This is a genomic window from Bacteroides sp. 14(A) (genome assembly GCF_000526555.1).
GTDB lineage: Bacteria > Bacteroidota > Bacteroidia > Bacteroidales > Bacteroidaceae > Bacteroides > Bacteroides cellulosilyticus.
Genome location: NZ_JAGH01000002.1, coordinates 107,656 through 134,156, shown reverse-complemented (window position 1 = coordinate 134,156; position 26,501 = coordinate 107,656). Strand labels below are relative to the sequence as shown.

The 26,501-nt window shown below is 41.9% G+C and carries 10 protein-coding genes; 9 read left to right on the top strand and 1 reads right to left on the bottom strand.

The genetic code is table 11. The features are described from left to right. The first annotated feature begins 599 nt into the window (after positions 1-599). The 5 genes from K429_RS0108330 to K429_RS0108310 all read left to right on the top strand — a co-directional run bounded on the left by K429_RS0108330 (position 600) and on the right by K429_RS0108310 (position 12,651). Positions 600-3,752, top strand: a complete 3,153-nt coding sequence (locus K429_RS0108330; RefSeq protein WP_026366607.1) for a TonB-dependent receptor — start codon at positions 600-602, stop codon at positions 3,750-3,752. 12 nt (positions 3,753-3,764) lie between these two features. Continuing rightward, positions 3,765-5,717 (top strand): RagB/SusD family nutrient uptake outer membrane protein, encoded by a 1,953-nt coding sequence (locus K429_RS0108325; RefSeq protein WP_022208454.1) that lies wholly within the window; start codon positions 3,765-3,767, stop codon positions 5,715-5,717. Positions 5,718-5,740: 23 nt separating this feature from the next. Then, positions 5,741-8,167, top strand: a complete 2,427-nt coding sequence (locus tag K429_RS0108320) for a glycoside hydrolase family 127 protein (RefSeq protein ID WP_026366605.1) — start codon at positions 5,741-5,743, stop codon at positions 8,165-8,167. A 246-nt stretch (positions 8,168-8,413) separates the two neighbouring features. Then, complete coding sequence (locus K429_RS0108315) at positions 8,414-11,089, top strand: glycoside hydrolase family 2 TIM barrel-domain containing protein (protein WP_026366604.1); 2,676 nt, start codon at positions 8,414-8,416, stop codon at positions 11,087-11,089. A gap of 35 nt (positions 11,090-11,124) precedes the next feature. Continuing rightward, a complete protein-coding gene (locus K429_RS0108310) occupies positions 11,125-12,651 on the top strand; it encodes an arylsulfatase (protein ID WP_026366603.1) in 1,527 nt (508 codons plus the stop codon). 2 nt (positions 12,652-12,653) lie between these two features. On the opposite strand, the gene K429_RS0108305 is transcribed toward K429_RS0108310, so the two are convergent. Further along, positions 12,654-16,748: a hybrid sensor histidine kinase/response regulator transcription factor gene (locus K429_RS0108305; RefSeq protein WP_026366602.1), complete on the bottom strand. Its 4,095-nt coding sequence runs from the start codon at positions 16,746-16,748 to the stop codon at positions 12,654-12,656. Between the two features lie 297 nt (positions 16,749-17,045). On the opposite strand from K429_RS0108305, the gene K429_RS0108300 reads away from it, so the two are divergent. Genes K429_RS0108300 through K429_RS0108285 form a run of 4 tightly spaced genes read left to right on the top strand, consistent with a single transcriptional unit; the run spans position 17,046 to position 26,491 of the window. Then, on the top strand, positions 17,046-20,165 hold the full coding sequence (locus tag K429_RS0108300) for a TonB-dependent receptor (protein ID WP_022208460.1): 3,120 nt from the start codon (positions 17,046-17,048) through the stop codon (positions 20,163-20,165). Positions 20,166-20,178: 13 nt separating this feature from the next. Further along, positions 20,179-21,999 carry a RagB/SusD family nutrient uptake outer membrane protein gene (locus K429_RS0108295; RefSeq protein WP_026366601.1) on the top strand — a complete coding sequence of 607 codons (1,821 nt, stop codon included), beginning with the start codon at positions 20,179-20,181 and terminating at the stop codon, positions 21,997-21,999. Positions 22,000-22,038: 39 nt separating this feature from the next. Then, complete coding sequence (locus K429_RS0108290) at positions 22,039-24,804, top strand: SusC/RagA family TonB-linked outer membrane protein (protein WP_026366600.1); 2,766 nt, start codon at positions 22,039-22,041, stop codon at positions 24,802-24,804. A 22-nt stretch (positions 24,805-24,826) separates the two neighbouring features. Further along, the gene (locus tag K429_RS0108285; RefSeq protein ID WP_026366599.1) at positions 24,827-26,491 is read left to right on the top strand and encodes a RagB/SusD family nutrient uptake outer membrane protein; all 1,665 of its coding nucleotides are present in this window, start codon (positions 24,827-24,829) and stop codon (positions 26,489-26,491) included. The last annotated feature ends 10 nt before the right edge of the window (positions 26,492-26,501 follow it).

The window sequence follows — 26,501 nt, the reverse complement described above, 5'->3', positions numbered from 1 at the left end:
GCTACACCTAATGGGGTAAAAGGTTACACCTTTTGAGCAAAATGGTGTAGCCTTGGAAAAAGGATTATCTGTTTTATAGAAACAGATTGTGTGTTTTGACTGATTAGATTGTATGTTTGGGGTAAATAGACCGTTTGTTTTGGAGTAAATAGGCAGGTTCTTTCCCGCAAAATATGATTTCTTTTTTCCAGATAGCTCGTTTTATTCAAACCTTGAGTTCGTAGAATTTCAAGAAGCTGATAGTATAGAAAGGAAAATGCTTGTTTCTATTTCTATTTGATAGTTAGTATAGTGCCTCTTAAAACTGATATGATTGCATTTTCTGCCATATACAAATATGGCAATTACAATTCATAAGACAGCCTGCCCCCTTTGACAGTTCTGTGTTGAAAGAATCTTTGCAAAGCTTGCCAAGAACCTTTTGTACCCCCTATTAATGACAGGATTTTATTGTCTTTTGCCAAAATTATGATGTAAATCTTCTCTTCTAATCCCTACATTTGTGTTAATCAAACTGCGGATTTCTGGAAAATGAGACAGATTTGATACTATGAGTTCTTATAATACACTATTGTTATACTTATTAATTGATCTAATTTATGGAAAAGAAAAGAGTATTTGATGTTGGAATGCTCCCTGACAAATGGCATTCCTGCTGGGGGATTTGTTTGATTATGACATTGTTGTTTGTCAATTCACCCCTTGCTTTGTTTGCCGATGTTGCTGCTGTAGCTTCTACGACACAAGCTACAAAAACAATAAAGGGAACAGTGACAGGCGTCGACAAAGAACCCTTAATAGGTGTACTTATCACAGTGAAAGGAACTGCCCAGGGAGTGATTACCGGTGCTGACGGGCAGTACGAAATCACGAATGTTTCGAGCAATGCTATATTGGTATTCTCTTATATAGGATATCAGAAACAGGAAATCCAGTTGAAAAATCAGTCTGTATTGAATGTTGTGATGCAGGAATCCAATGAAATGTTGGATGAAGTTGTAGTAGTTGGTTATGGTACTCAGAAAAAAGTGACGGTAACGGGTGCTGTATCTGCTGTCAGTACCAAAGAACTAACTCAATCTCCTGTTGCCAATATATCTAATTCATTGGCAGGTAAGTTGACCGGTGTTACTGCTATTCAGTACTCTGGAGAACCGGGTTATGACGGTGCTACCATCTGGGTACGTGGTCAAGGAACCTATCAGACTGCTTCCAATCCGTTAGTTATTGTAGATGGCATTGAACGCGCTTTTGGTGATATCGACCCGAATGAAATAGAAAGTATTTCTATCCTGAAAGATGCTTCTTCCACAGCCGTATATGGAGTGCGTGGTGCGAATGGAGTTGTGATTGTTACTACGAAAAGAGGATCTGAGGGTAAGCCTCGCATTAATGTTAATGTGCAGCAAGCAGTGCTGAATCCTACCCGATTGCCGGAATATCTGGAATCATATGATGCTTTGCAACTTTACAGAGAAGGTCTGAAGAATGATGGTCTTAATTATGCAACATATACGGATGAGTATATTGAGAAGTTCCGTGATCGCAGTAACCCTACTTACCAGTATTTGTATCCTAATGTAAACTGGCAAGAAGAGTTGTTGCGGAAAGCCTCATTCAAAACTCAGGCCAATGTCAATGTATCGGGTGGTAGCGGTGCCGTTCGTTACTATATATCCGTATCCTATCTGAATCAAAGTGGAATGTACAAGCATACGGACTTGAATGATTACGATACTCAGGTACGTTCCGAACGCTATAATTTCCGTTCCAATCTGGATGTGGATTTCTCTAAGAGACTGAAGATGGAACTGAATCTTGGAGGAATTATCCAAGATAACAACTTCCCCGGTCAGGCGGCAGGAACTATCTTCAAAGCTATACAACAAACTCCTTCCTGGTGGTATCCTATGCTTAATCCGGATGGATCCATCGGTGAAATTGCAGGTAAAAATGCTAATCCGTATGCTCTTCTTACGCAGACCGGTTATGGGGCACACCATACCACAACGTTGAATGCTACGGTGGGATTATCTTGGGATATGTCGGGACTGGTGAAAGGTTTGACTGCCAAAGGACGTATAAGTTTTGATAATAGTAATTGGCGAAATGTGAACAGACATCGTTCTTATAAGTCTTATACATTCTCAATTGATGAAAATGAAACGGATCTATCCAAAGGAACTTATTCTTCCGTAGGAGATGGTAATACGACATTAGGTTATGATGTGATTGCCAATGGTTGGAGAACAGCCGTAGTAGAAGCCTCTTTGAATTATGACAGACAATTTGGACGGCATCAGGTAGGTTTACTGGCATTGTATAACCAACAACAAAATACACCGAGTGTGGGTGGAGGTACTCAGAATGCGGTGGCTGGTTTGCCTTATCGCCGACAAGGTCTGGTGGGGCGTGTTACATATAATTTGGACAAGAAGTATTATTTTGAATTTAATGCGGGATATAACGGTTCCGAGAACTTCCCGAAAGGTAAGCGTTTTGGTTTCTTCCCTGCCGTGTCCGGTAGCTGGTTAATTTCAGAAGAGAACTTTATAAAGAATAATGTATCCTGGCTCGATATGTTAAAGTTAAGGGCTTCTTTCGGTGAAGTGGGAAATGACCAGATTGGTGGTAGCCGCTTTATGTATATGACGACTTGGAACCCGAATATGTATGGTTATAACTTTGGTTATGTGCGCGATGGTTGGTATCTGGGAGGTGCCCAGGAAGCCACTACCGGAAATCCGAATGTAACGTGGGAACGTGCCCGGAAGATAGATGTCGGTTTGGATATAGCTTTGTTCAATAATCAGTTGCGTTTCACCGGTGACATCTTCTTCGAACACCGTACGAATATTCTCACTACTCCTTTGACTATTCCCGACCTCTCGGGTGTGGAGTCCCTTCCGCTTATCAATGCAGGTATTGTAGATAATAAAGGTTTTGAATTAGAATTGGAATATCGTAAGGCTTTCCGTAATGCCAGCATCTTTGCTGTAGCCAATTTCTCTTATGCACGCAATAAGATCATTGATATGACCGAACCTGACTATGTGGGCCGTGAGTGGCGTGAAAACGAAGGACGTCGGATTGGTGAGATGTGGGGACTGACAGCTATCGGTTTGTTTGAATCGGAAGAAGATATTGCTAACAGTCCGAAACAAATGTATGGTAATGTGCAGCCCGGTGATATCAAATATAAGGACTTGAATAATGACAATGTGATTGATGCGGAAGATGAGGGCTTTTTGGGACGTATCGATAAACCTGATAAGATATTCGGTCTTTCATTGGGCGGTAGTTATAAAGGCTTTGACCTGAGTGTACTGTTCCAGGGAGCTGCCGGAGCATATATCTGGTATTCCGGTGATCTGGTTTGGCCCTTTGCTCGCTTCTCCAATGTCCTTGCCGATGTGAAAGGTAATTACTGGTCGAAGGACAATATTCCGGCGCAGAATGCAAAGGTAGACTATCCTCGTATGACATCTGACTCTAATCCAAACAATTATCAGGCAAGTTCCTACTGGACGCGTTCCTCCGACTACCTCCGTCTGAAGAATCTTGAGATCGGTTATTCGTTGCCAGAAGCTGTTTGCAAACGGATGGGAATGGCAGGCTGCCGCTTCTATCTGACAGGAGAAAATCTGATCACTTGGGATAAGATTAAAGTCTTCGATCCGGAAATGCCTCATAACTCGGGTAACTACCCTCAACAGAAAATATATAATATCGGAGTAAACTTGACCTTTTAAAGAAATACAGATATGAAAAAGATAAAATTTATACTATTATTTATATGTTCTGTCATGCTGACAACGTCTTGTGACTATCTGGATATTGCACCGACAGAAGTTTCCTCTGAAGAAGAAATCTTCAGTGATATCAAAACTGCGGAACTGGCCTTGGGACGTATTTACTGGAGCTTATATTGGGACCATGGGAGCTTGAGGCGTGACGGATTCAAGAGTGAGCTGGGTGCTTGTACCGATGAGATGTATGATCATTGGGAAACTCCGGCTTCCAGACTGTTGTATAACAGCGGGGCATGGGGCGCTTCGAATAACCCGCTGGGTGAATGGAAGTTTATGTACAATTTCGTTCGTCGTGCCACTGTTTTCATTGACAATATAGATAAAGTAGAATTGAAAGCTACACAAATAGCATATTATTCGGATCGTGTGAAGCAGTATAAGGAGGAAGCCCGTTTCTTCAGAGCCTATTTCTTTTTCGATCTTTTCCGTCAGTACGGTGCTATTCCTTTGCCAAAGGAGTTGGTGGACATTTCTAATGTGGAGAATACGATGTTGCCGAGAGCTTCTGTGACTGAAGTAGTCGATTATATCTGTTCTGAATTGGATATTGCTGCAGCCGGATTGCCTGATTCCTATTCTACCCAAGAATTGGGACGAATTACTAAGGGGGCCTGTCTGGCACTGAAAGCCCGTACCTTGCTGTATATGGCAAGTCCTTTGTACAATGGTAACAAGATGTATGCTGACCAGATAAATCCTGATGGTACGCAGTTATTCCCTCAGGGATACGATAAAGAGTTATGGAAAAGAGCGGCGGAAGCAGCACAAGCTGTAATAGATTGGAGTGCTCGTGCAGGTATCATTCTTGAACAGCCCAATCCTTCCAATCCGGTGGATAATTATGCGAAACTCTTCTATGATAACACGCATTCCAAGGAAATCATTCTTCCGGGATTGCTGGGTACGGATATGACGATTGATCAGGAATGTACCTCCAATGCCGGTGATTACGGTGGTTATGGTAAGTTCTCTGTTTTGCAGGAGATGGTGGATGCATATGAAACCAAAGACGGTTATTTCCCTTTCAAGATGGATGACGATGGTTGTGTGATTTATGATGCAAATGGTAATCCTCAGATAAATCCGGAGTCCGGATATACGGAAACAGGTTTCTGGTCAGGTGAATTGCATGACGGAAAAACGATGAAACATGTTGAGAATATATCTAATATGTATAAGGATCGTGATCCGCGTTTTTATGCCTCCATATTATTCCAGGGAACTTATTGGAAGTCGGAATTTGTCAATCGTCCGCTATACTATGCTTATTGGCTGAATAATAGTGATGACTTCTTTGAGGGGAATAAGAAGCTGGTAGGAAAGAGTTGTGAAACAGGATATGGTATTCGTAAATGGATGGATCCTAATATTAATTTGAAAATGTCATGGCGTACAAGCCATCATTATCCATTGTTCCGTTTGGCTGAACAATATTTGAATTGTGCCGAAGCTTGGAATGAATACTTGGATAGACCGGATGACAAAGTATATAGTGCTATCAATGCAGTGAGAAACAGGGTAGGTATGCCTTCACTTCCCATCACTGAAGAGGATAAAACCCAGGTGGGAATGCGTAAGAGAATCAGAAACGAACGTCGGGTAGAGTTATTCTATGAGAACCATCGTTTCTATGATGTACGTCGCTGGATGATAGCTAAAAAGGTGGATGGTGCGAATGTTACGGGCATGAATTCACTTCCTGTTATACAAGAATTGGAAAAGGCTGCACAGCAATCAGGATTGAATCTGAATGTTCCTTCCGAGTCGAAGCAAGTGGGTTTATCCGTATTTTACAAACGCTCGAAACTGATGAAACGTGTATTTGAGGATAAGCATTACCTGTTCCCGATTCCACAGACTGAGATCGATAAGAATAAGAACCTGATTCAGAATCATGGTTGGTAAATTTTATACATAAAACAGAACGGATGAAATATATAACTTGTTTGCTGGTAGGTACTTTGCTAAGTGCCTACACAACTGCCGAAGCTGCAGATACTAAAATAGTGGTGAACCCTGTGCAACCCACACAACGGACTTTGTTTCCGCTTACGGACGTGAGACTTGGCGATAGTCAGTTTAAAGATATTCAGGAACTGGATCATGCTTATCTACTATCATTGGAGCCGGAACGTCTGTTATCCTGGTTCCGGCGGGAGGCAGGTCTTGCTCCTGATGCACCTGCTTATCCTTTCTGGGAGTCCGAAGATGTCTGGGGTGGTGGCCCTCTGGCCGGGCATATTATGGGCTTCTCGTTGTCTTCCATGTCAATGATGTATGAAGCTACGGGAGATGAGGCACTGAAGAGAAAGATTGAAAAGATGGTTCGCGGACTGAAAGAGTGTCAGGATGCCCAGGGAGATGGCTATCTGTTGGCAACTATCAACGGGCGACGCATCTTTGAAGAAGTAGTGAGTGGAAAGTTCACTACCAACAATCCGACAATCAACGGGGTATGGGAACCTGTATACATCATGAATAAAATCATGTTAGGGTTGTATAATGCCTATCTGAGTTGTGATCTCCCTCAAGCAAAAGATGTACTGGTGAAGATGGCTGACTGGTTTGGATATCAGGTTCTGGATAAACTGAGTTATGAACAGATTCAGGAGTTACTGGTATGTGAACATGGTTCTATCAATGAGTCGTATATCACTGTATACGAGATTACAGGCGATGAGAAGTATCTGAAATGGGCTAAACTTCTGAATGATGAAGACATGCTTATTCCCGCAGCCGAGGAACGGGATGTATTGAACGGTTGGCATGCCAATACGCAAATTCCCAAGTTCACGGGTTTCGAGAAGGTATACAACTATACCCAGGAAGATAAGTATACCCGGGCGGCACAGTTTTTCTGGGAAACTGTGGTAGACAAGCATACCTGGGTGATTGGTGGAAACAGTACGGGAGAGCACTTCTTCCCGGTAGATCAGTTTGAAAAGAGAGTGCCAAGTGACGGAGGACCGGAGTCTTGTAATTCCGTGAATATGATGAGGCTGACGGAAACCTTGTATCAGGATTACGGAAGAATGAAGATGGTGGATTATTACGAACGGGTATTGTATAATCATATCCTGGCTAATTATGATCCTCATGAAGGAATGTGTACTTACTATACTTCTATGCGTCCGGCACATTACCGGATATATGGAACCCAGCATCATAGTTTCTGGTGCTGTACCGGTACAGGTATGGAGGCTCCTGCAAAGTTTGGAAAGATGATATATGCGCATCAAGGTTCCGAGTTGTATGTCAACCTCTTTATGCCTTCCGAGCTGAACTGGAAAGATAAAGGTGTGAAACTGGTACAGAACACGGACTTCCCTGATAATAATAAGGTGGGTTTTGTAATCAATACGGCTGCTGGCGTTCATTTCACTTTGAATATCCGCAAGCCTCATTGGTCGATTGCGAAGAAGATGACCGTATGGGTGAATGGCAAGAAGATGCAGTTAGCTCCGAATACTGAAGGTTATGTACAGTTGGACCGCTCGTGGAGCAATGGAGACAAAGTAGAGGTGGAATTAACTCCCCAGGTTACAGTAGAATATCTGAAAGGCAGTGATAAATATGCTGCATTTCTCTATGGTCCCATAGTCCTGGCAGCAAAAGTCGACAATAATGGACTGGAAGAAGCCTATAGTTTCAGATTCCCGAAAAGAACGGTTGCCACTTTAGAAATTCCAATGCTGACAGCTCCTGCGTTAATAGGTTCTTTAGATAAAATAAAGAAAGCAGTTTCCAGAAAATCGGATAAGGAATTAGTGTTTGAATGTTCATCGGAGGTAGCTTCCACTACTTTTGAGTTGATTCCTTTCAATAGAATTCATTTCAACCGCTATGCCATCTATTTCCCGCTTTATAAACAGATGAAAGATTATCAGGCTGTTTATGAACAGGAAAAGAAGACTATTCAGGAAAATGAGATGTTGCAAGCGAATACGGTAGACCATGTACTGATTCAGTCGCCACTTTCGGAGAGCGATCATAAACTGGCGGGTGTGAATATGGATTGGGGTGAAGCATATGGTCGTTCATGGAGGCATGCTTCCAATGGCGGTTACTTTATGTACCAGATGGCGGTGTTGCCGGATGTACCTCAAAGTCTCTACATGCAGTTCATCAATACGGATGAAGGTGCAAGGGTATTTGATGTATTGGTAGATGGAAAGCAGATTGCTACAATAGATCGTTGCCAACCTAAAGACATTCCGGATTTATTCTATTATGAAGTAGTATCGCTTCCCAAAGAATTGCTTTCCGGAAAGAAAACCGTGACGGTGAAGTTACATGCAAAGAAAAATAATACGGTAGGAGGACTATTTGATATTCGGATAGTAAAGGTAGAATAATTTAAGGTAATCAGTCGTTTCTAAATTGGGATGGATGAGAATGTATCAACACGAATACATTCTCATCCTTATATTATACTCTTTCGTCTTGTTGAAGGTAAAAAAGAATGGGTGGTTAGACAAAATTGGATTAAAAAATAGTGATTATTGTGATACGTATCTTCTGTTTTGCCCTATTTTTGTATCGGATGTTGTAAACAGTTGTTGTTGCATCAAATCGTGTACACCTAAAATAATACTATCTTCATGAGAAAAATCATTCATTTAATTCTAATTGTTTTATTGTTAGTTCCCTGCAGCGCATTGCAGGCGTTTCACCAACCAGAGTTTTCCACTGCCGGTTTCTTCGAATTACCCAATTCCGGACGTGAAGTGTTTTCCATGAATCCGGCCTGGCGTTTTTATAAAGGAAGCGTTGCCGGTGCTGAGGCTATGAGTTTTGATGATACGGAATGGGCTGTAGTCTCCCTGCCTAATGGGATTGAATATCTGCCTACAGAAGCCAGCGGTTGTATCAATTACCAAGGTGAAGTTTGGTATCGTAAGCACTTCACTCCCGCAGATGCATTGAAAGGAAAGAAGTTATTCCTGCATTTTGAAGCCATCATGGGGAAGAGCAAGGTGTTTGTGAATGGCCGGTTGATAAAAGAGCATTTTGGTGGTTACTTGCCGGTGGTCGTAGATGTAACCGATGCCTTGAAATGGGGAGAGGATAATGTGATTGCCGTATGGGCGGACAATAGTGATGATCCGTCTTATCCTCCCGGAAAGGCACAGGATGTTCTTGATTTTACCTACTTCGGTGGTATCTACCGTGATTGCTGGCTGGTAGCTCATAATCCTGTCTTTATCACTGACCCTAACTTTGAGGACGAAGTCGCAGGTGGCGGTCTGTTTGTGGCTTATGATAAAGTATCGGATGCTTCGGCTGAAGTATTGTTGAAAGCTCATCTACGTAATGATAGCCGTAAAACTTTTACAGGAGTTGTGGAATATGAATTGCAGCAACCGGATGGTACTCAGGTGGCGTTCCTGAATGATAAAATACAGGTACATCCGGGTAAGGCTGTTACTTCAAAAGATAAAATCACGGTAAAGAATCCATTGTTGTGGAGTCCGGAGACTCCTACTTTATATAATCTGATTGTACGTATCCGCAATCACGAAGGAAAAGTGGTGGATGGTTACCGTCGCCGTATTGGTATCCGCAGTGTGGAATTTAAAGGTAAGGATGGTTTCTGGCTGAACGGCAGACCTTATAAAGAACCGTTGATCGGTGCCAATCGCCACCAGGACTTTGCTGTAGTAGGTAATGCAGTACCCAACAGCATTCACTGGCGTGACGCAAAGAAACTGCGGGATGCGGGAATGAAGGTGATCCGCAATGCCCATTGTCCGCAAGACCCGGCTTTCATGGATGCATGCGATGAACTCGGTTTGTTTGTAATAGTCAATACTCCGGGCTGGCAGTTCTGGAATGATGCCCCTGAATTTGCACGACGTGTATATAGTGATATACGTAATCTGGTACGCCGTGACCGTAATCATGCTTGTGTCTGGTTGTGGGAACCTATCCTGAATGAAACTTGGTATCCGGATGATTTTGCCAAGAAGACCCGTGAACTGGTCGATCAGGAATATCCTTACCCTTATTGTTATTCGGGTTGCGACAGCGGAGCGCGTGGCAAAGAATATTTCCCGGTACTTTTCACCCATCCGTCTTTTGATGGGAAGGCCTGGGGTGATCCGAATGCTGATCCTAAAATTACCTATTTTACCCGCGAGTGGGGTGACAATGTGGATGATTGGAGTTCGCATAACTCACCCAGTCGTGTAGCACGCAACTGGGGAGAGCAACCCATGCTCATCCAGGCCCGGCATTATGCCAATCCTACCTATACTTATACTTGCTATGATGCTCTTTATCGCACTCCCCGGCAACACGTGGGTGGATGTCTCTGGCACTCGTTCGATCATCAACGTGGTTACCATCCCGATCCGTTTTATGGTGGATTGATGGATGTATTCCGTCAGCCCAAGTATTCGTATTATATGTTCAAGGCACAGCGTTCGCCCGAGAAACAGGAACGCCTTTTCGAGACTGGCCCGATGGTTTATATAGCCCATGAAATGACTCCATTCTCAAGTAAGGATGTCACTGTTTATTCGAATTGCGAGGAAGTCCGGCTTACTTTCATGAGAGACGGGAAAGTGTCTACTTACAGCAAGCCACTGACAGAAGCCGGTATGCCTTCACCTGTTATCACTTTCCCGGATGTCTATGATTTTCAGATGGACAAAGCCATGTCCCGGAAGAAAAAACAAGAAGATGTACTTTTGCTGGCCGAAGGGCTGATAGATGGCAAAGTGGTTGCCACCCATGAGGTGCATCCGGCACGTCGTCCGGAGAAGCTACTGCTTTGGGTAGATAATGAAGGGGTTAACTTGAAAGCTGATGGCTCCGACTTTGTAACAGTGGTGGCTGCCGTTGCTGATAAAAATGGAAATATAAAGCGCTTGAATAATTATTATGTGAAGTTCCATGTAGAAGGCGAAGGACGCCTTCTGGGAGATGCTTCTATATTGGCAAATCCCGCACCTGTAAAGTGGGGCACTGCTCCGGTACTGATACAGTCGACCTTGAAACCGGGCAAGATAAAGGTGATAGCCAGTGTGTTGTTTGAAGGTTCGCAGATGCCCACCAGTGCTGTTTTGGAGTTGGAAAGTGTGCTGACAGAGCATCCATTACTATATTCAGAAAAAGAGGCGGTGCTTATTTCAAGCGCTTCTGCTACCGGGTTGGGAGGAACAACAGTAAAATCGGCTGCTGAGTTAGAACAGGAACGGTTGCAGAAAGAACAGAATATGCAGAAACTGAAAGAAGTGGAGCAACAACAGGAGGATTTCGGAGAGAAGAAATGAATGAACCGTCCCGGTAAAATAGAAAAAACAATGATATGAAATCTATAAAAGTAACTTTGGGGACAGGATTGTTGACCGCTATTTCTTTATACAGCAATGCGGCAAATAATTCATCCAAGCCTAATATCATTTTCATTCTCTGCGATGATATGGGCTATGGCGACTTGGGGTGTTACGGACAGAAATATATCCAAACGCCCAACCTCGACCGTATGGCGCAGGAAGGTATGTTGTTTACCCAAGCTTATGCCGGTAGTCCGGTTAGTGCACCTTCCCGTGCTTCTTTGATGACCGGGCAGCACACTGGGCATACTCATGTGCGTGGTAATAAAGAATATTGGAAAAATGTTCCTGCCGTGACATACGGCATCAATAAAGATTTCTCTGTCGTAGGGCAGGAACCGTATGATGAAGACCACATTATTCTGCCCGAAATCATGAAGAAGAACGGCTATACTACAGGAGTTTTCGGTAAATGGGCGGGCGGCTATGAAGGTTCCTGCTCCACACCGGATAAGCGGGGTGTAGATGAATTTTACGGTTATATATGTCAGTTTCAGGCACATTTGTACTATCCCAATTTCCTGAACAGATACAGTAAAGAGGAAGGAGATACTGGAGTCGTACGTATTGTAATGGAAGACAACATCAATTATCCCATGTTTGGTGATGATTACAAAAAGCGTTCGCAATATTCTGCCGATTTGATTCATCAGAAAGCCATGGAGTGGATTGATAAGCAGGATGGCAAACAACCTTTTTATGGCTTCTTCACTTATACGCTTCCACATGCGGAATTGGCACAGCCCAATGACTCCATTCTTAAAGGATACAAAAAGCAATTTTTCAGAGATAAAACCTGGGGAGGTTCCGAAGGTTCGCGTTATAATGCCGTGGAACATACCCATGCTGAGTTTGCCGGTATGATTACCCGTCTCGACAGTTATGTAGGCGAAGTCTTGAGGAAGCTGAAAGAGAAAGGTCTTGATGATAATACGATCGTTATCTTTAGCAGTGATAACGGCCCTCACGAAGAGGGTGGAGCGGATCCCGAATTTTTCGGACGGGATGGTAAGCTGCGTGGTCTGAAACGGCAATGCCATGAGGGTGGTATACGAATCCCCTTTATTGTGCGTTGGCCAGGGCGTGTATCAGCAGGCATGGTCAATGATCACCAATTGGCTTTCTACGATGTGATGCCTACATTTTGTGAGTTGATGGGGGATAAAGCATTTCCGAAGAAGTACATAAATAAGAAGATAAAGAATGACTGCTTCGACGGTATTTCTTTTGCTTCGACCTTGTTGGGGGATGATGGCAAGCAGCAAAAACATGATTTTCTTTATTGGGAGTTCCATGAAACAGATCAGATTGGTGTCCGCATGGGAGACTGGAAATTATTGGTAAAGAAAGGGACACCTTATCTGTATGATCTCTCAAATGATGTGCATGAAGATCATAATATTGCAGCTGCCCATCCTGATATTGTGAAGCAGATGAAAGAGATTATTAAGCGGGAACACAGAGATAGTGATATATTCCCTGTTACATTGCCTGAATAGCATCATTCTTGTGATATATCTCTGGGCAATACTTTGAACTTCTTTTTGAAGCAACTGCTAAAATATTTGGGATCATTATATCCTACAGTATAAGCCAAGTCGGAAATACGCATACTGGGGTTATCAGAAAGAATCTTATAAGCTGTTTGTAAGCGTATATCAGAAATGAAAACAGAGGGACCTTCATTCGACAGGCTCTTTAACTTTCTGTATAAAGTTGATTTGCTCACTCGCATAGCATCTGCAAATGCTTGTTGATCGAATTTGATGTCATCCAAGTGCTCATATACACAATTGATAGCTTGTTGTAAGAACTCCTTGTCCGCGGAGTCTATATTAGGCTTTTGCATTTCAAAAGCAATGATATTGGAATAATTTTTGAGTAGGTTTTCTTTGTTTTTAAGCAGGCTCTTTATCTTAACCAGTAGCAATGTCAGTTGAAACGGTTTGGTTATGTAATCGTCTGCCCCGGCTTCATATCCTTCAATGATATCTGACTCACTGCTTTTAGCCGTCAGCAGGATGATTGGAATATGTAGCCATTCATCTTGCTTCTTCATATAATGACAAAGTTCGATACCATTCATGACAGGCATCATCACATCCGATATGACTACTACGATATCTTTTGTTTTTTCTAATTGTTCAATGGCTTCTTTACCGTTGGTGGCTTTGATGATGTGGTATTCACGGGACAATGAATCGGCCATGACTTTTAATAAGTCTTCATTGTCTTCTACTAATAGCAGCTTTTTCTTATCAATTTTTTCTGTGATTTCTATGGTTTCTTCTTTGTTCAGAGAAGATATCACAGAGAGGGAATCTGATACCGTTTCGGGTAAGGGAAGAATACTTCTGTCTATTTCTTCTTCAGTAAACTCCTCTTCAATAATGGGCAGGGTGACACGAAATGTCGTTCCCTCATTGATCTGGCTTTCAACTTCAATTTTACCATGATGTAACACTGCAAGTTCTTTGGTTAAAGACAGACCTATTCCATGTCCTGTAGTATGATACTTGCGATAATCTCCTTCATAAAAGCGATTAAACAGTTTAGAAAGATTCTCTTTGGAGATCCCTTCTCCGTTGTCGCTAACAGATATAATAATTTCTCTTTTTGAAGAGCCATAAGACACATTGACGCGTATTGTTTTCCCTTCTCTGTTATATTTGAAAGCATTGGATAAAAGATTATAGAGAATCTTGTCGACTTTGTCAGGGTCGAAGTATCCGATGATTTCTTCTTGTTCGATTGACATGTCGAGTTGCATTTTCTTATTCCTGAGCAGAGGCAGAAAACTATCGACGCTTTTTCGGATGAAGGAAGCAATATTGCCTTGAGATACTTTAAGTTTCAGGTTGCCCGATTCTGCTTTTCTGAATTCCAGAATTTGTTGCAGCAATCGTTTTAAGCGATTGATATTATTGTCCATAATAGAATAATAATCGCTTATTTGAGGAGCGATACTTTTTATCTCATTCAATGTGACTGAAATAATAGTCAGCGGAGTAAGAAGCTCGTGCGTGATATTGGTAAAGAATTGTAGTTTGGCGCGGTTCAGTTCTTCTTGTTTCCTTTGCTCTACTTCTTTTATGCGGAGTGTATTTTTTAGTCTTATTCTTTTCCTGATAAAATGTATGGTATAGGCAATAACTGCTATTAAGAAGATAGCATAGGCTATATAAGCCCACATACTATTCCACCAGGGAGGGGTAATGATGATGGTTAATGCTTTTTCTACTTTACTCCATTTTCCATTCCCATTCGTCCCTTTTATATATAGCGTATAGGTTCCGCTTTCCAGATTGCTATAAGAGATAATGTTGCTTCTGTCAGTGGTGTATTGCCATGTATGGTCTAAACCATCCAATCTATAAGCATATTCATTTTTCTCCGGATTGTAAAAATTCAAAACAGATAGTTTACAGGTAAAATCATTTTGTTTGTAATTTAAGTGAAGGGTCTGAGCATATCCGGGTGCCAGATCAGACATTATGTTTAATTTATCTTTAGCTGGGAGGTCTTTCACTGATTTGTTTTGTACCTGTATATCAGTTATGAATATGTCTGGCTGTAACTCATCAGCCGTTAACTTTTCCGGATAAAAAGAATTGTATCCCTGGGGACCTCCAAAGAACATTTCTCCATCTTCTGCTTGGCATGCTGCTCCCCGTGCAAATTTATTGTCTTGTAAACCGTCTGAAGTGGTATAGAGACGGCATTTGCTTTCGGCAATAGAATCTTTCAGATTTAATTTAATTAATCCGACATTACTTCCCATCCATAGATTTTGTTGCTTGTCTTCCAGGATGCTGCATATCATGTCTCCCGGAATATTATATTGGGTATGGATTGAAATAAAAGAATCCAGATGAGGATCATATAAATTCAATCCTCCTCCATCTGTTCCTGCGAGGATATTTCCTTCTTTATTCACAAATATGCATTGTATTTCATTGGAATTTATTTTGTTATTATTGATAGAGTAAGAACTGAATGTGCAATTACTGAGGTCTTGAGTTGGATTTATGCGAAATATACCGCTATGATCTGTTCCTATCCAGATATTGTTGAGACTGTCTTGGGCGATGGAATATACGCTATGTGAGTATTGCCCTTGAGGAGAAAGTAAATTGTTGTAGTGATAGAATTTCCCTTCTTTCGTCAGGATACTTAATCCTGTGGTGGAGCCTAAATATACATTTTGCCGATTGTCCTCAAACATACAATATATAAAGTTTGGAAAATGAGGAATTTCAGGTGAACGCATATTTGATAGCGGCTTGCCACTCTCTTCAGGGTGATATATGTAGACCCCATTACCATAACTACCCAACCATAGTTCATCTTTGTGTCGAGGTTTTAAAAAGGAATAATAAGTATATTCTGATTGAAGTATGGAAGGATTAAATGCTTTTTCTCTTTTACTATTAGAGTTTGTGGTGCGGTCGTGAATAATGAAACTATGTTTCTCTAATCCAATCCACAGATCGTTTTTGTATACTGTCAGGCCTTGGATATTGCTACAGGCTGTTCCGACAGATGCATGGGAAAGTTGGTGAAGGTTGAATTGCAAATTTTGTGGTCGTACCCAGTAAACTCTTCCGCCAAGAAATCCTAGCCACATTGTTCCGGTTCGGTCTCTGAAAATACTAATAATTTCATTGTATGGCAACCCATTGGAAGGAATATTTGGTGTGTAGTTGAGAAAATCCTTTCCGTTAAAGCAACTTAAACCTTCCAGGGTTCCTATCCATAGGTTCCCGGTACTCGAATCTTCGGAGATGGAGTAAATTAAATTATGTATTAAACTATTGCTGTTGCCTTCTTCATGTGCGAACTTCTCAAAATAAGCTTTTTCCTGATCATATGGATGATGAAGCTTGTATAAGCCATATCCCCAAGTCCCGATCCAGATTTGTTCTTTGCTATCCTGGAATAGAAAGTAAGCGGAATTCAAAGGATTAATAGCAGGGTAGGATACTAAGCTGTCTGTAGCGGTAATATAGCGATATAGCCCATCACTCCAGGTTCCTATCCATATTTGGTTATTGGGGGCTTCTACAAGAGATTTCACATCCATGGATCTGACTTTGGTGAAACTTATAGATGTATTGGACTGCTCGGGATCATTGTTGCTTTTATATAGAGAACTACCGGTGCCTAACCAAATTGTATTATCTTTAGTTATCAGTATAGACTGGACTCGCTCGTTGTTCAGAGCCCCAAATTCTTTTTGAATCTTTCCGCTTTTCTTGTCAAGCATGTTTAAACCATAGCTGGTACCTATCCATAATCGGTGTTGGTAGTCTTCTTGTATGGCAAGAATGTCATTGCTGGATAAGGCTCCGGGAGTATAGAGGTTCGACTTGATGATTTCAAGTTCGTAACCATCGAAGCGGCATACCCCGTTGCGGGTTGCAAACCAGATAAAACCATCCCTGTCCTGATAGATCTGTTGAACATCGGTAGGGATATTAATATAAGGAGGGAGACTTTTGAATTCAATCTTATGTTCCTTTCCCTGTATGTTCTGGAAGGACGATATTAGCAGGGAGAGTATAAATAGCAAAGATACTTTCTGAATGTTTTCCATATATTCATAATATTGTGTGGTATTCGCAAAAATACCAAATTAAACTAAATATCATATATAAAAAATGAGTAATTATGCCGGTTTTTAAGGGTAGAAACAAATATAAAATAAACAGGTAGAAAAATCAGTCAATAAAGTCTAAGAGATCGTTCAATCGTTGCATAAAGTGTATGGTGAAGGAATTTTCGACTTGAATGAATGAATTCACGACAGTAGTCACTTATTTTTTATTCACTTTTGTGCTGTTGCAACAAATGTAAATAGTAACCTTTTTAATTTTAATTTAATAGTAAGAGTATGGGACATGAAAAGCATTTAGAAAAGATGAATCAGACTGTTACATTCTGGTTGGTCCGGAAACTAATAGTAGGATTATTATGTATTTGTTCGACTGCTGCTACTTTCGCCCAAACTGCAACAGTTTCGGGGGTGGTGAAAGATGATACAGGTGAGCCGGTGATTGGAGCAGGAGTCCTTGTTAAGGGAACTACATTAGGAACTATTACGGATATTGACGGGCATTTTTCTTTTCGGGCTGATGATTTGAATGGAGTGTTAGTGGTGTCTTTTGTAGGCATGGAAACTCAGGAAATCCCGATGAAAGGTAAAGGAACTTTTGATATTGTATTGAAATCTTCTAATACATTATTAGAGGAAGTTCAAGTAGTGGCCTATGGCGCTCAGAAGAAAGTAACTTTGACCGGTTCTATTAGTTCTGTGAATACAGATGAATTGTTGAAAGTACCTACGGCGAGTATTGGTAATATGTTGTCAGGTGTACTTTCGGGAGTTTCTTCCATACAGTCATCAGGACAGCCCGGTGGCGATGACCCGGATGTTTTTATTCGCGGTATCAGTACGTTGAACACAATGAATGCTAAGCCTCTATATCTGGTTGATGGGGTAGAGCGCAGTTTTTTCCAGATTGATCCTAATGAAGTGGAAAATATTACGATTTTGAAAGATGCTTCTTCAACGGCTGTATTCGGTGTACGTGGCGCTAATGGTGTAATCATTGTTACTACTAAACGAGGAAAAGAGGGTAAAGCTAAGATTAACGCTTCTTTTTCTTATGGTATCCAGACTCCGACGCGGATGCCGGAATTTGTGAATAGCTATGATTATGCCACATTTTTGAATGAAGCTTATACGAATGATGGCAAAGATCCCAAGTTTACTCCTGAAGCAGTAGAGGCTTTTCGTACACATTCTAATCCTATCATATATCCGGATACGGACTGGATGGAGCTGTTGTTTAAGTCGTCGGCGCCTCAGACTCAGGGAAATGTGAATATATCGGGAGGTACGGAAAGGGTTCGATACTTCATTTCGATGGGTATGCTGGATCAGAAAGGTTTCTTTAAAAACCATGATACCCGTTACGATGCTAACTTCAATTTCAACCGTTATAACTACCGTGCAAATCTGGATATTGATTTTACAAAAACAACACTTGTGGCTATCAATATGGGAGGTCGCGTGGAGAAAAGAAACTTTCCCCGTTCGGGTGATGATATAAATCAGTTGTTCCGCAGAATTTATTGGGCTACACCTTTCTCCGGTCCTGGCATTGTTGATGGGAAATGGATCAAGGGTAATAGCCAATATCTGCCGGTAGGATTGTCTGACGGTTTGGGGAATATTTATGGACGTGGCTACGGTTCTAAGACGACCAATGTTGTCAATCTGGACTTGGCTCTAACACAAAAACTGGATTTCATCACCAAAGGATTGCAGTTTAAGATAAAGGTAGCCTACAATAGCGGATATGATCACACCAAAGAGCGTGCTACTTCTATAGAGAGTTATCAGCCGTGGTATAGAAAAGATGTAACATGGATGGAGCATCCGGCAGGTTCCGATCCCAATGAAGTTGTGTATATTCAGGACGGTGAAGCCGGTCTGATCAGCTATGCCGAAAGTTTTGGTAAGTCGCGTGACTGGTATGCTGAGGCCAGTTTTGACTGGAAACGTGATTTTGATCTGCATCATCTTTCTGCATTGGCCCTTTATAACCAAAGCAAAACCTATTATCCTGACAGTGATTACCCCGGTATTCCAAGAGGGTATGTTGGTTTGGTAGGTCGTGTCACGTATGATTATGATAATAAATACCTGATTGAAGGCAATGTGGGTTATAATGGTTCTGAAAACTTTGCTCCAGGCAATCGTTATGGTTTCTTTCCGGCAGTTTCCGGGGGATGGGTACTTACTCAGGAAGAATTTCTGAAAGATAATCCAGTAGTTAATTTCTTGAAGATACGTGCTTCTTATGGTATTGTAGGTAATGATAGATACCATCCGTATGGAACCGGTTTTATGGATAGGTTCTTGTATTTGCCTAACAGTTACTTTATAGGAAGCGGTTATCAATTTGGTACGGGTACAAGTTGGTCTCCGGGTGCTTACGAAAAGAGCTTCGGTAACTCCGGATTGAGTTGGGAGAAATCTGCCAAGCAGAATTATGGTATTGACTTTTCTTTGTTTAATCAGAAGCTGAGTGGTAGTATCGATTACTTTTATGAAAAACGCACGGATATTTTGGCGAAGGCATCTACCGATCCGATTATTCATGCAATGAGCTTACCTGTTTTGAATTTGGGTATTGTTTCCAACAAAGGTGTTGAGTTGAACTTAAAATGGAATCATAAAATCAATAGTTTTCGTTATTGGACCAACTTGAATGTTTCTTATGCGAAGAACAAGATCGTTTATCAGGATGAAGTTCCTTCTGAATATACATATACTTTGAAAACAGGTCATCCTGTGGGGCAACCTTTTGGGTTAAAAGTCCGGGGATTCTACTACGAAGGTATGGAAGATGTGGCGGATCATAGCTATGTCCTGAAAGAAGGAGATGTAGTGTATGAGGATCTAAATCATGATGGTAAGATTGATGATAATGATAAAACGGCTATAGGATATCCCAGTTATCCATTACTGAACGCCGGTCTTACTTTAGGTTTTGAATATAAAGGTTTTGACTTCAGTATGCTGTGGGTAGGAGCTACAAAAACATCCCGTGTTCTGGAAGAAACTTTCCGTAAACCTCTTGGAGAAACTTACGACAGATCTCTGATGAGTCATCAATTTACTGATCGTTGGACTCCGGAAACGGCAGCTACGGCTAAATTGCCACGTGCCACGATTGACGGTGTGAAGAATAACTATCGGGATTCCGAGTTGTGGGTGAAGGATGCAAGTTACCTGCGTTTGAAGAACATTGAAATCGGTTATAACTTCCGCCTCCCGTTTATGCCAAAGATAGGGATGGAAAAGATGCGTGTATTTATGACCGGTTATAATCTGCTGACATTTGATAAGCTGAAAATATCAGATCCGGAATCTATGTCCAGTGGCGTACCGCAATATCCGGTAATGCGTGTGATTAATTTTGGTTTAAATGTAAGCTTCTAAAACTATGACTGACATGAAAAAGATATTTAATGGATTAATCCTTATATTATTCGCTGCACTGGTATCTTGTGCGGATGAATTCAAGGTAGGAGATGCTTTTCTGGAAAAGGCGCCGAGCGTGGATGTGGATAAAGATGTGGTGTTTAATGATGCTAATTATGCCCGTGCATTCTTATGGAACGCCTATACTTCACTTTATTATGGACGTCCTTTGAACTGGAGTGCGAAGGGAAATAGAATGAATATGGGGGCTGTGGATGCCTTGACAGATTGTTTCACCAGTGGTTTGAGTTGGGACGGCGTAAGTAGCCTGTACTATTCAGGTCAGTTCAATGCTACCTCTGATTATTCGGCTGCCGTTTATTCTTATTCTAACGGTGAGGAACAGTGGACCGGGATTCGTAAAGCCTGGTTATTTATTGAGAATATCGGTCAGACTCCTAATATTGACGATAGTGAGAAAGAACGTTTAAAAGGAGAGGCAAAAATGATTATCGCTTGCCATTATGCTGATATGTTCCGCAATTATGGAGGCCTTCCGTTAGTAACCAAGGCTTTCGATCCGAATGACGATTTTAAATTACCACGTGCTACCGCTCGTGAAACGATGAACTTTATAACAGATTTGTGTGACCAAGCCTATGCAGTATTGCCTTGGGCCTTACAATCCGGTGAACAAGAACAATGGGCCGGACGCTTTACAGCAGCTGCTGCCCTTGGTCTGAAGATTAGGATCTTGTTGTTTGGTGCAAGTCCTTTGTTCAATGATAGCGAACCTTATCATCCGGAAGCATCCTCTGCTCCGTCAGTTGCTGAACAGCATGTCTGGTTCGGTGGTAAAGATATGTCTTTGTGGGATGATGTGGTAGATGCCTGTGACCTGTTTATGACACGTAATCAGCAGGAAGGAAATCCTTGGGATTTAGTTCAGAATCCATCTAATCCCCGCCAGGCTTATCAGGATGCATATTATAGAAGGGCGAATGGTGAGCTGCTGATCGATACGCGTGCCCGTGCTACGGTTTCTTGGTACTGGGATGCGGATTGTTACTATTTGCAGTCTTACGGTTCGTATGGCGCAATGACCCCTACACTGGAGTATGTGAATCTCTTTCCATATGCAGATGGTACTCCATTCGATGCTTCTTTCTGGGATAGACAAAGTAAAGACCATTACATAGCAGAAGACCCGTTTGCGAACAGAGATCCCCGGTTGTACGAAAACTGCCTGGTGAATAATGCGGAATTCGGTATGGACCATGTGGCAGAGTTATGGATTGGTGGACGTGAGGGTCCTGCCAATGACCTTGCCAGTGATGGTGCGGCATTTACAGGCTTTGCCGTTTACAAATACATTTTGGATAAAGAACACATGGCGGGTAAACAAGACCAATGGCCCTATTTGCGTTTACCTGAAATCTATCTGAGCTATGCGGAAGCCCTGAATGAAGTGGGACGTACGAGCGATGCCTATCAGTACGTAAACTATGTACGCGCACGTGTCAGACTGCCGGGGTTGAAGTCGGGGCTTACTCAGGATGAGATGCGTAAAGAAATTCTGGACGAGCGTGCCAGAGAGTTTGGTGTTGAGGAAGTGCGCTACTATGATATGATCAGATGGAAACAGGCAAAAGACTTTCGTAAGATATTGCACGGAATCCGTATACGCCGTGGAGATAATAGTACTTATTCTTATGAGAAATTTTCTATTAAGAAGAGATTTATTCAGGATGGTGAGGATGGAACCATTTTCTTCACTCCGAAATGGTATTTGTCTCCCTTCCCATTTGTAGAGATGAACAAGGGATATTTAACTCAGAATCCCGGATGGTAATATGCTACTTGTAAATCACAATTAAAGAAGTAAAAGATTATGAGAAATATATATAAATTATCGTGTGCATTGATGTTCTCTTGTCTAAGCGCATATGCACAACAAGATAGCGCTATTGTTGCTAAAGGGGAAAGACTTCTGAATTTGGGCTATGGCGTAACGGTGAAGGCAAAAGAGTCTTCTGCTGCAATATCGGAAGTTACGGGAGAAGAGATCATGAAAAGTGCGGCGACCAATCCTCTGAACGCATTGTATGGTAAGGGATTGGGACTTACTGTATTGCAAAATGGAGGTACTGTATGGGAAAGTGTACCGACTACGATGATTCGCGGTTTGAATTCCACACGTGATAATTCTATTCTGGTGCTGATAGATGGCTTTGAAAGAGATTTGAGCATGATTACAAAAGAAGAAATAGAGAGCGTCCAGATATTAAAGGATGCGGCGGCTACGGCTTTATATGGTTTGCGTGGTGCTAATGGAGTCATGTTGGTTACGACCAAGACCGGTTCTAAGAAGAAGATTGATGTCAGTGTGAATTATGAACATCATTTTAATATGCTGAATCGCTTGCCGAAGTTTGCAGATGGTTATACCTATGCATTGGCAATGAATGAAGCGATGAAGAATGACGGTTTGAGTCCGATGTACGATCAGACACAATTGGATGGAATTAAGAATAATGATCCTCACTATGGTAATGTGAACTGGATGGATGAAGTTTTGAGCAAATCAGGTTCTACGGATAATGTTTTCGTAACATTGAGTGGTGGCGGAAAAATTGTCAGATACTTCTCTTCTGTGGATTATCTCTCCTACAAAGGTTTCATTAAGCCGGAGAATATTGTTGATGAGTATTCCTCCCAACTTAAGTATTCGAAGTTGAGCATAAGAACCAATGTAGATGTAGATCTGACTAAATCCACCTTGTTATCATTCAAGATGAGTGGTATGTTGTCCGAACATAACAGGCCGAACCCTTTGACCGGAGATCTGATGTCAATGCTGTATAATACTCCGGCGGCGGCTTTTCCCGTTAAGACTCCTTATGGTGACTGGGGTGGAAGCAACGTGTGGACCCGGAACCCGGTAGCTGAAGTAGCAGCCAAAGGATATGCGAGGAGTCATCAACGGCTTTTGTTTGCTGATATGGCCATCAGGCAAGACCTTGGTATGTTCTTAAAAGGACTTTCGGTTGATGCGCGTATTGCCTATGATAACTTTTGTGAGTATTGGGATAACTATGGTATGAACTATGCCTATGCAGTGCCTAATGTTTCCAATCCCTCATCTTCCGAAGATTATACATTGAAGGGAGAGAGTACTGCCGCTTCGTTCAGTTCTTCTTTAGGTAACCAGTGGAGCCGCTTTAACTTATGGGGAAGAGTAAATTATGCTAATACCTGGGACGACCATAAACTGAATGTGACTCTTGCGGCTTCAAGAGAGCAGACTATCTTGAACGGACAGCACAATACCCGTAACCGTATCAATATGCTGGGACATGTACATTATGTGTATGCTGATAAATACGTAGCCGACTTGGCCTTTTCGCGTGATGGCTCTAATTTACTGGCTCCTTCTCAGCGTTTCGGAAATTTTCCGGCTGTCTCGGCTGCCTGGATCGTTTCTAATGAAAACTTCCTGAAAGATGTTGCTTTCCTGGATCTTTTAAAGGTGCGCGCTTCCTGGGGGCTTACCGGTACGGATATTATGCCTGAGGCTTTGATGTGGAATCGTAAGTATGGTTGGGCTAATGGCTATATTCTGGGCGGTGAATACAATGGTGCCAGTGGATTGGGAGAAGGTAGATTGCCAACGACGGATATGCTGTATGAGAAAGTTGCTAAGGCAAATCTGGGTTTAGATATGTCTTTTGTAAAGTCAGTTGATTTAACAGTAGAACTGTTCAAGGAAAAGAGAACGGATATGCTGGTAACCCCTGGTGATATCTCTGCTGTGCTGGGCGCTACTAATGCCTATCAGAATATCGGAAAGGTAGAGAATAAAGGGATTGAAATCGGAGCGAATTATCATAAGGAATTAAAAGCTTTCCGTTTCAACGCAGGTGCTAATTTTACTTTCAACCGTAACAAGATCATAGAAATGGGTGAAGAATATGCCCCTTACGAATGGATGAAAGCTACGGGAAGACCTGTTGGACAGATTTTCGGTTATGAGGCAATCGGTTTCTTTAAGGATGAACAGGACATAGCCAACAGTCCGAAACAGAATATGTCCACGGTGAAGCCGGGAGATATCAAGTTCAAAGACTTGAACGGTGATAAAATTATTGATGAGTTCGACAAGAAAGCTATCGGTTATAGTAGCCAGATACCTGAGATCTATTACTCTGTTAATCTTGGAGTGGAATATAAAGGAATTGGTATCGATGCTTTGATACAGGGAACCGGGAACTATTCCGCTATTGCATCTACGGCAAGTTTGTTCCGTCCCTTGACGGGCAATACTTCTATCTCTGAATATTATTACAATAACCGTTGGACACCTGAGACACCGAACGCCAAGTTTCCGAGACTGTCACAAGGAACGAATGCCAATAACTTTAATGACAATACATTGTGGCTGACCAATAAATCTTTCTTGAAATTGCGTCATGCCGAGCTTTACTATAAGTTCTCTAAAAAGACATTGGCCTCAACACCTTTGCAATCGGCAAAGCTTTATGTCAGGGCTTCCGACTTCATTCTGTTCGATCACGTAGATGTGTGCGATCCTGAAGCAATGGGTATTTCTCATCCTATTCCGGCATCTATTCAGGTTGGTTTCTCAGTTGGTTTTTAATGTAACTAAAAAGATATAGATTATGAAAAAGCATATATTTTTAGCAGGAATTCTGGTGATGTTGCTCTCCTCATGCAGCGACTTTCTGGATTACAATGAGAATTCAGATTACGATCAGAATAAACTCTTCAATACCACTTGGTCCAATACAGACTTTGTGACCGGCATCTATGCCTATCTTCCGGGTGCCTTAAATGATGTAGACGGTGCTTTGCGTTCGGCAGCTTGTGATGAAGCGGAGTATGTATGGCCTACTTCAACTATTCACCGCTTTTATGACGGAAGCTGGAGTGCAATACGTACTGTAGATGATAAATGGGGGCATTACTATAAAGCCATCCGGGCTTGCAATGACTACTTGGAAAATGGTACGGGCAAGGACTGGAAAGAGTTTGAGTTTAAGAAAGACTATGCCAAGATGATGCGTAAATACCGAAATCTGGAATGGGAAGTTAAGGCTCTGCGTGCATATTACTATTTTGAGTTAGTAAAGCGCTATAACCGGATTCCGTTGATAACGAAAGTCCTGACAGAGGAAGAAGCAAACAATCAGGTTCCGGTTGATTACCAAACTATTGTTGATTTTATCGTGAGAGAGTGTGACGAGGTTACCGAGGATGGAAGGTTGCCGGCAGTCTACAATGCAGACTATGATAATGAAACCGGACGTGTATCTAAAATCTTTGCATTGGCATTGAAAGCGAGAACTTTATTATATGCTGCAAGCCCGTTGAATAATCCGGATGCCGAGACTAACCCTGCAAAATGGATAGAAACAGCTAAAGCTGCCAAGAAGATTATAGATGCCGCCGGAAGTTGGAATTTGTCTTTAGTGTCATTTGACAGACTGCTGGGTGCCGATAATTATAAAGAACCGGAAATGATTCTGATTAAAAGAATTGGTGATACCAACGAACTGGAGAAATTGAATTTCCCAATCGGCCTGGAGGGTGGAAAGAGTGGCAATTGTCCTACTCAGAATCTGGTTGATGCATACGATATGAAGGAAGGGCAGGAGATGAATGAATCGGAACCTTATGCCAACAGAGACCCCCGATTGGCATATACCGTACTCTATCATGGCGGGAAAACGGCTTATGGCAAACAAGTTGACGTACTTCCGAACGGCCTTAACGGCCTTCCGCAGGAAGGTGCAACCAAAACGGGATACTATCTGAGTAAGTTCGTGAATATCAGTGTAAGCCTGACTGCCAATAGCATTACTACAGCTAAGCATTCCATGCCTTTGTTCAGATATGCTGAGATACTGCTGATTTATGCGGAAGCTATGAATGAAGCTTATGGTCCGGAAGGGGTTACGGATGAGTTAAATCTTTCAGCCCGTGACGCGATCAACATGGTACGTGGCAGAAGTGGTTTGGGGATTGCTGCACTGACTTCTGAGGATGTATCTTCGAAAAAGGAGTTCCGCCAGGCTTTGCGTAAAGAAAGGATGGCTGAATTAGCTTTTGAGGATCATCGCTTCTGGGATATCCGCAGATGGAAGATAGGGGAGGAGACAACGAAAATCAAGCGTGTTTCTATCAGTAAGGCTGGTGACAAGTATTCTTTCGAATATAGTGTGACTGCGGATCGTATTTGGGATGACAAGATGTATTTCTATCCGATTCCACAGTCGGAGATCTATAAAAATCCCAAACTTGTTCAGAATCCCGGTTGGAAATAGTGGTATTCGA

Bases quoted from the DNA above. Each gene is read 5' to 3' on its own strand.
- K429_RS0108310 (WP_026366603.1), top strand. From the start codon at position 11,125: ATGAAATCTATAAAAGTAACTTTGGGGACAGGATTGTTGACCGCTATT.
- K429_RS0108305 (WP_026366602.1), bottom strand. From the start codon at position 16,748: ATGGAAAACATTCAGAAAGTATCTTTGCTATTTATACTCTCCCTGCTA.
- K429_RS0108320 (WP_026366605.1), top strand. From the start codon at position 5,741: ATGAAATATATAACTTGTTTGCTGGTAGGTACTTTGCTAAGTGCCTAC.
- K429_RS0108290 (WP_026366600.1), top strand. From the start codon at position 22,039: ATGAGAAATATATATAAATTATCGTGTGCATTGATGTTCTCTTGTCTA.
- K429_RS0108285 (WP_026366599.1), top strand. From the start codon at position 24,827: ATGAAAAAGCATATATTTTTAGCAGGAATTCTGGTGATGTTGCTCTCC.
- K429_RS0108315 (WP_026366604.1), top strand. From the start codon at position 8,414: ATGAGAAAAATCATTCATTTAATTCTAATTGTTTTATTGTTAGTTCCC.
- K429_RS0108295 (WP_026366601.1), top strand. From the start codon at position 20,179: ATGAAAAAGATATTTAATGGATTAATCCTTATATTATTCGCTGCACTG.
- K429_RS0108300 (WP_022208460.1), top strand. From the start codon at position 17,046: ATGGGACATGAAAAGCATTTAGAAAAGATGAATCAGACTGTTACATTC.
- K429_RS0108330 (WP_026366607.1), top strand. From the start codon at position 600: ATGGAAAAGAAAAGAGTATTTGATGTTGGAATGCTCCCTGACAAATGG.
- K429_RS0108325 (WP_022208454.1), top strand. From the start codon at position 3,765: ATGAAAAAGATAAAATTTATACTATTATTTATATGTTCTGTCATGCTG.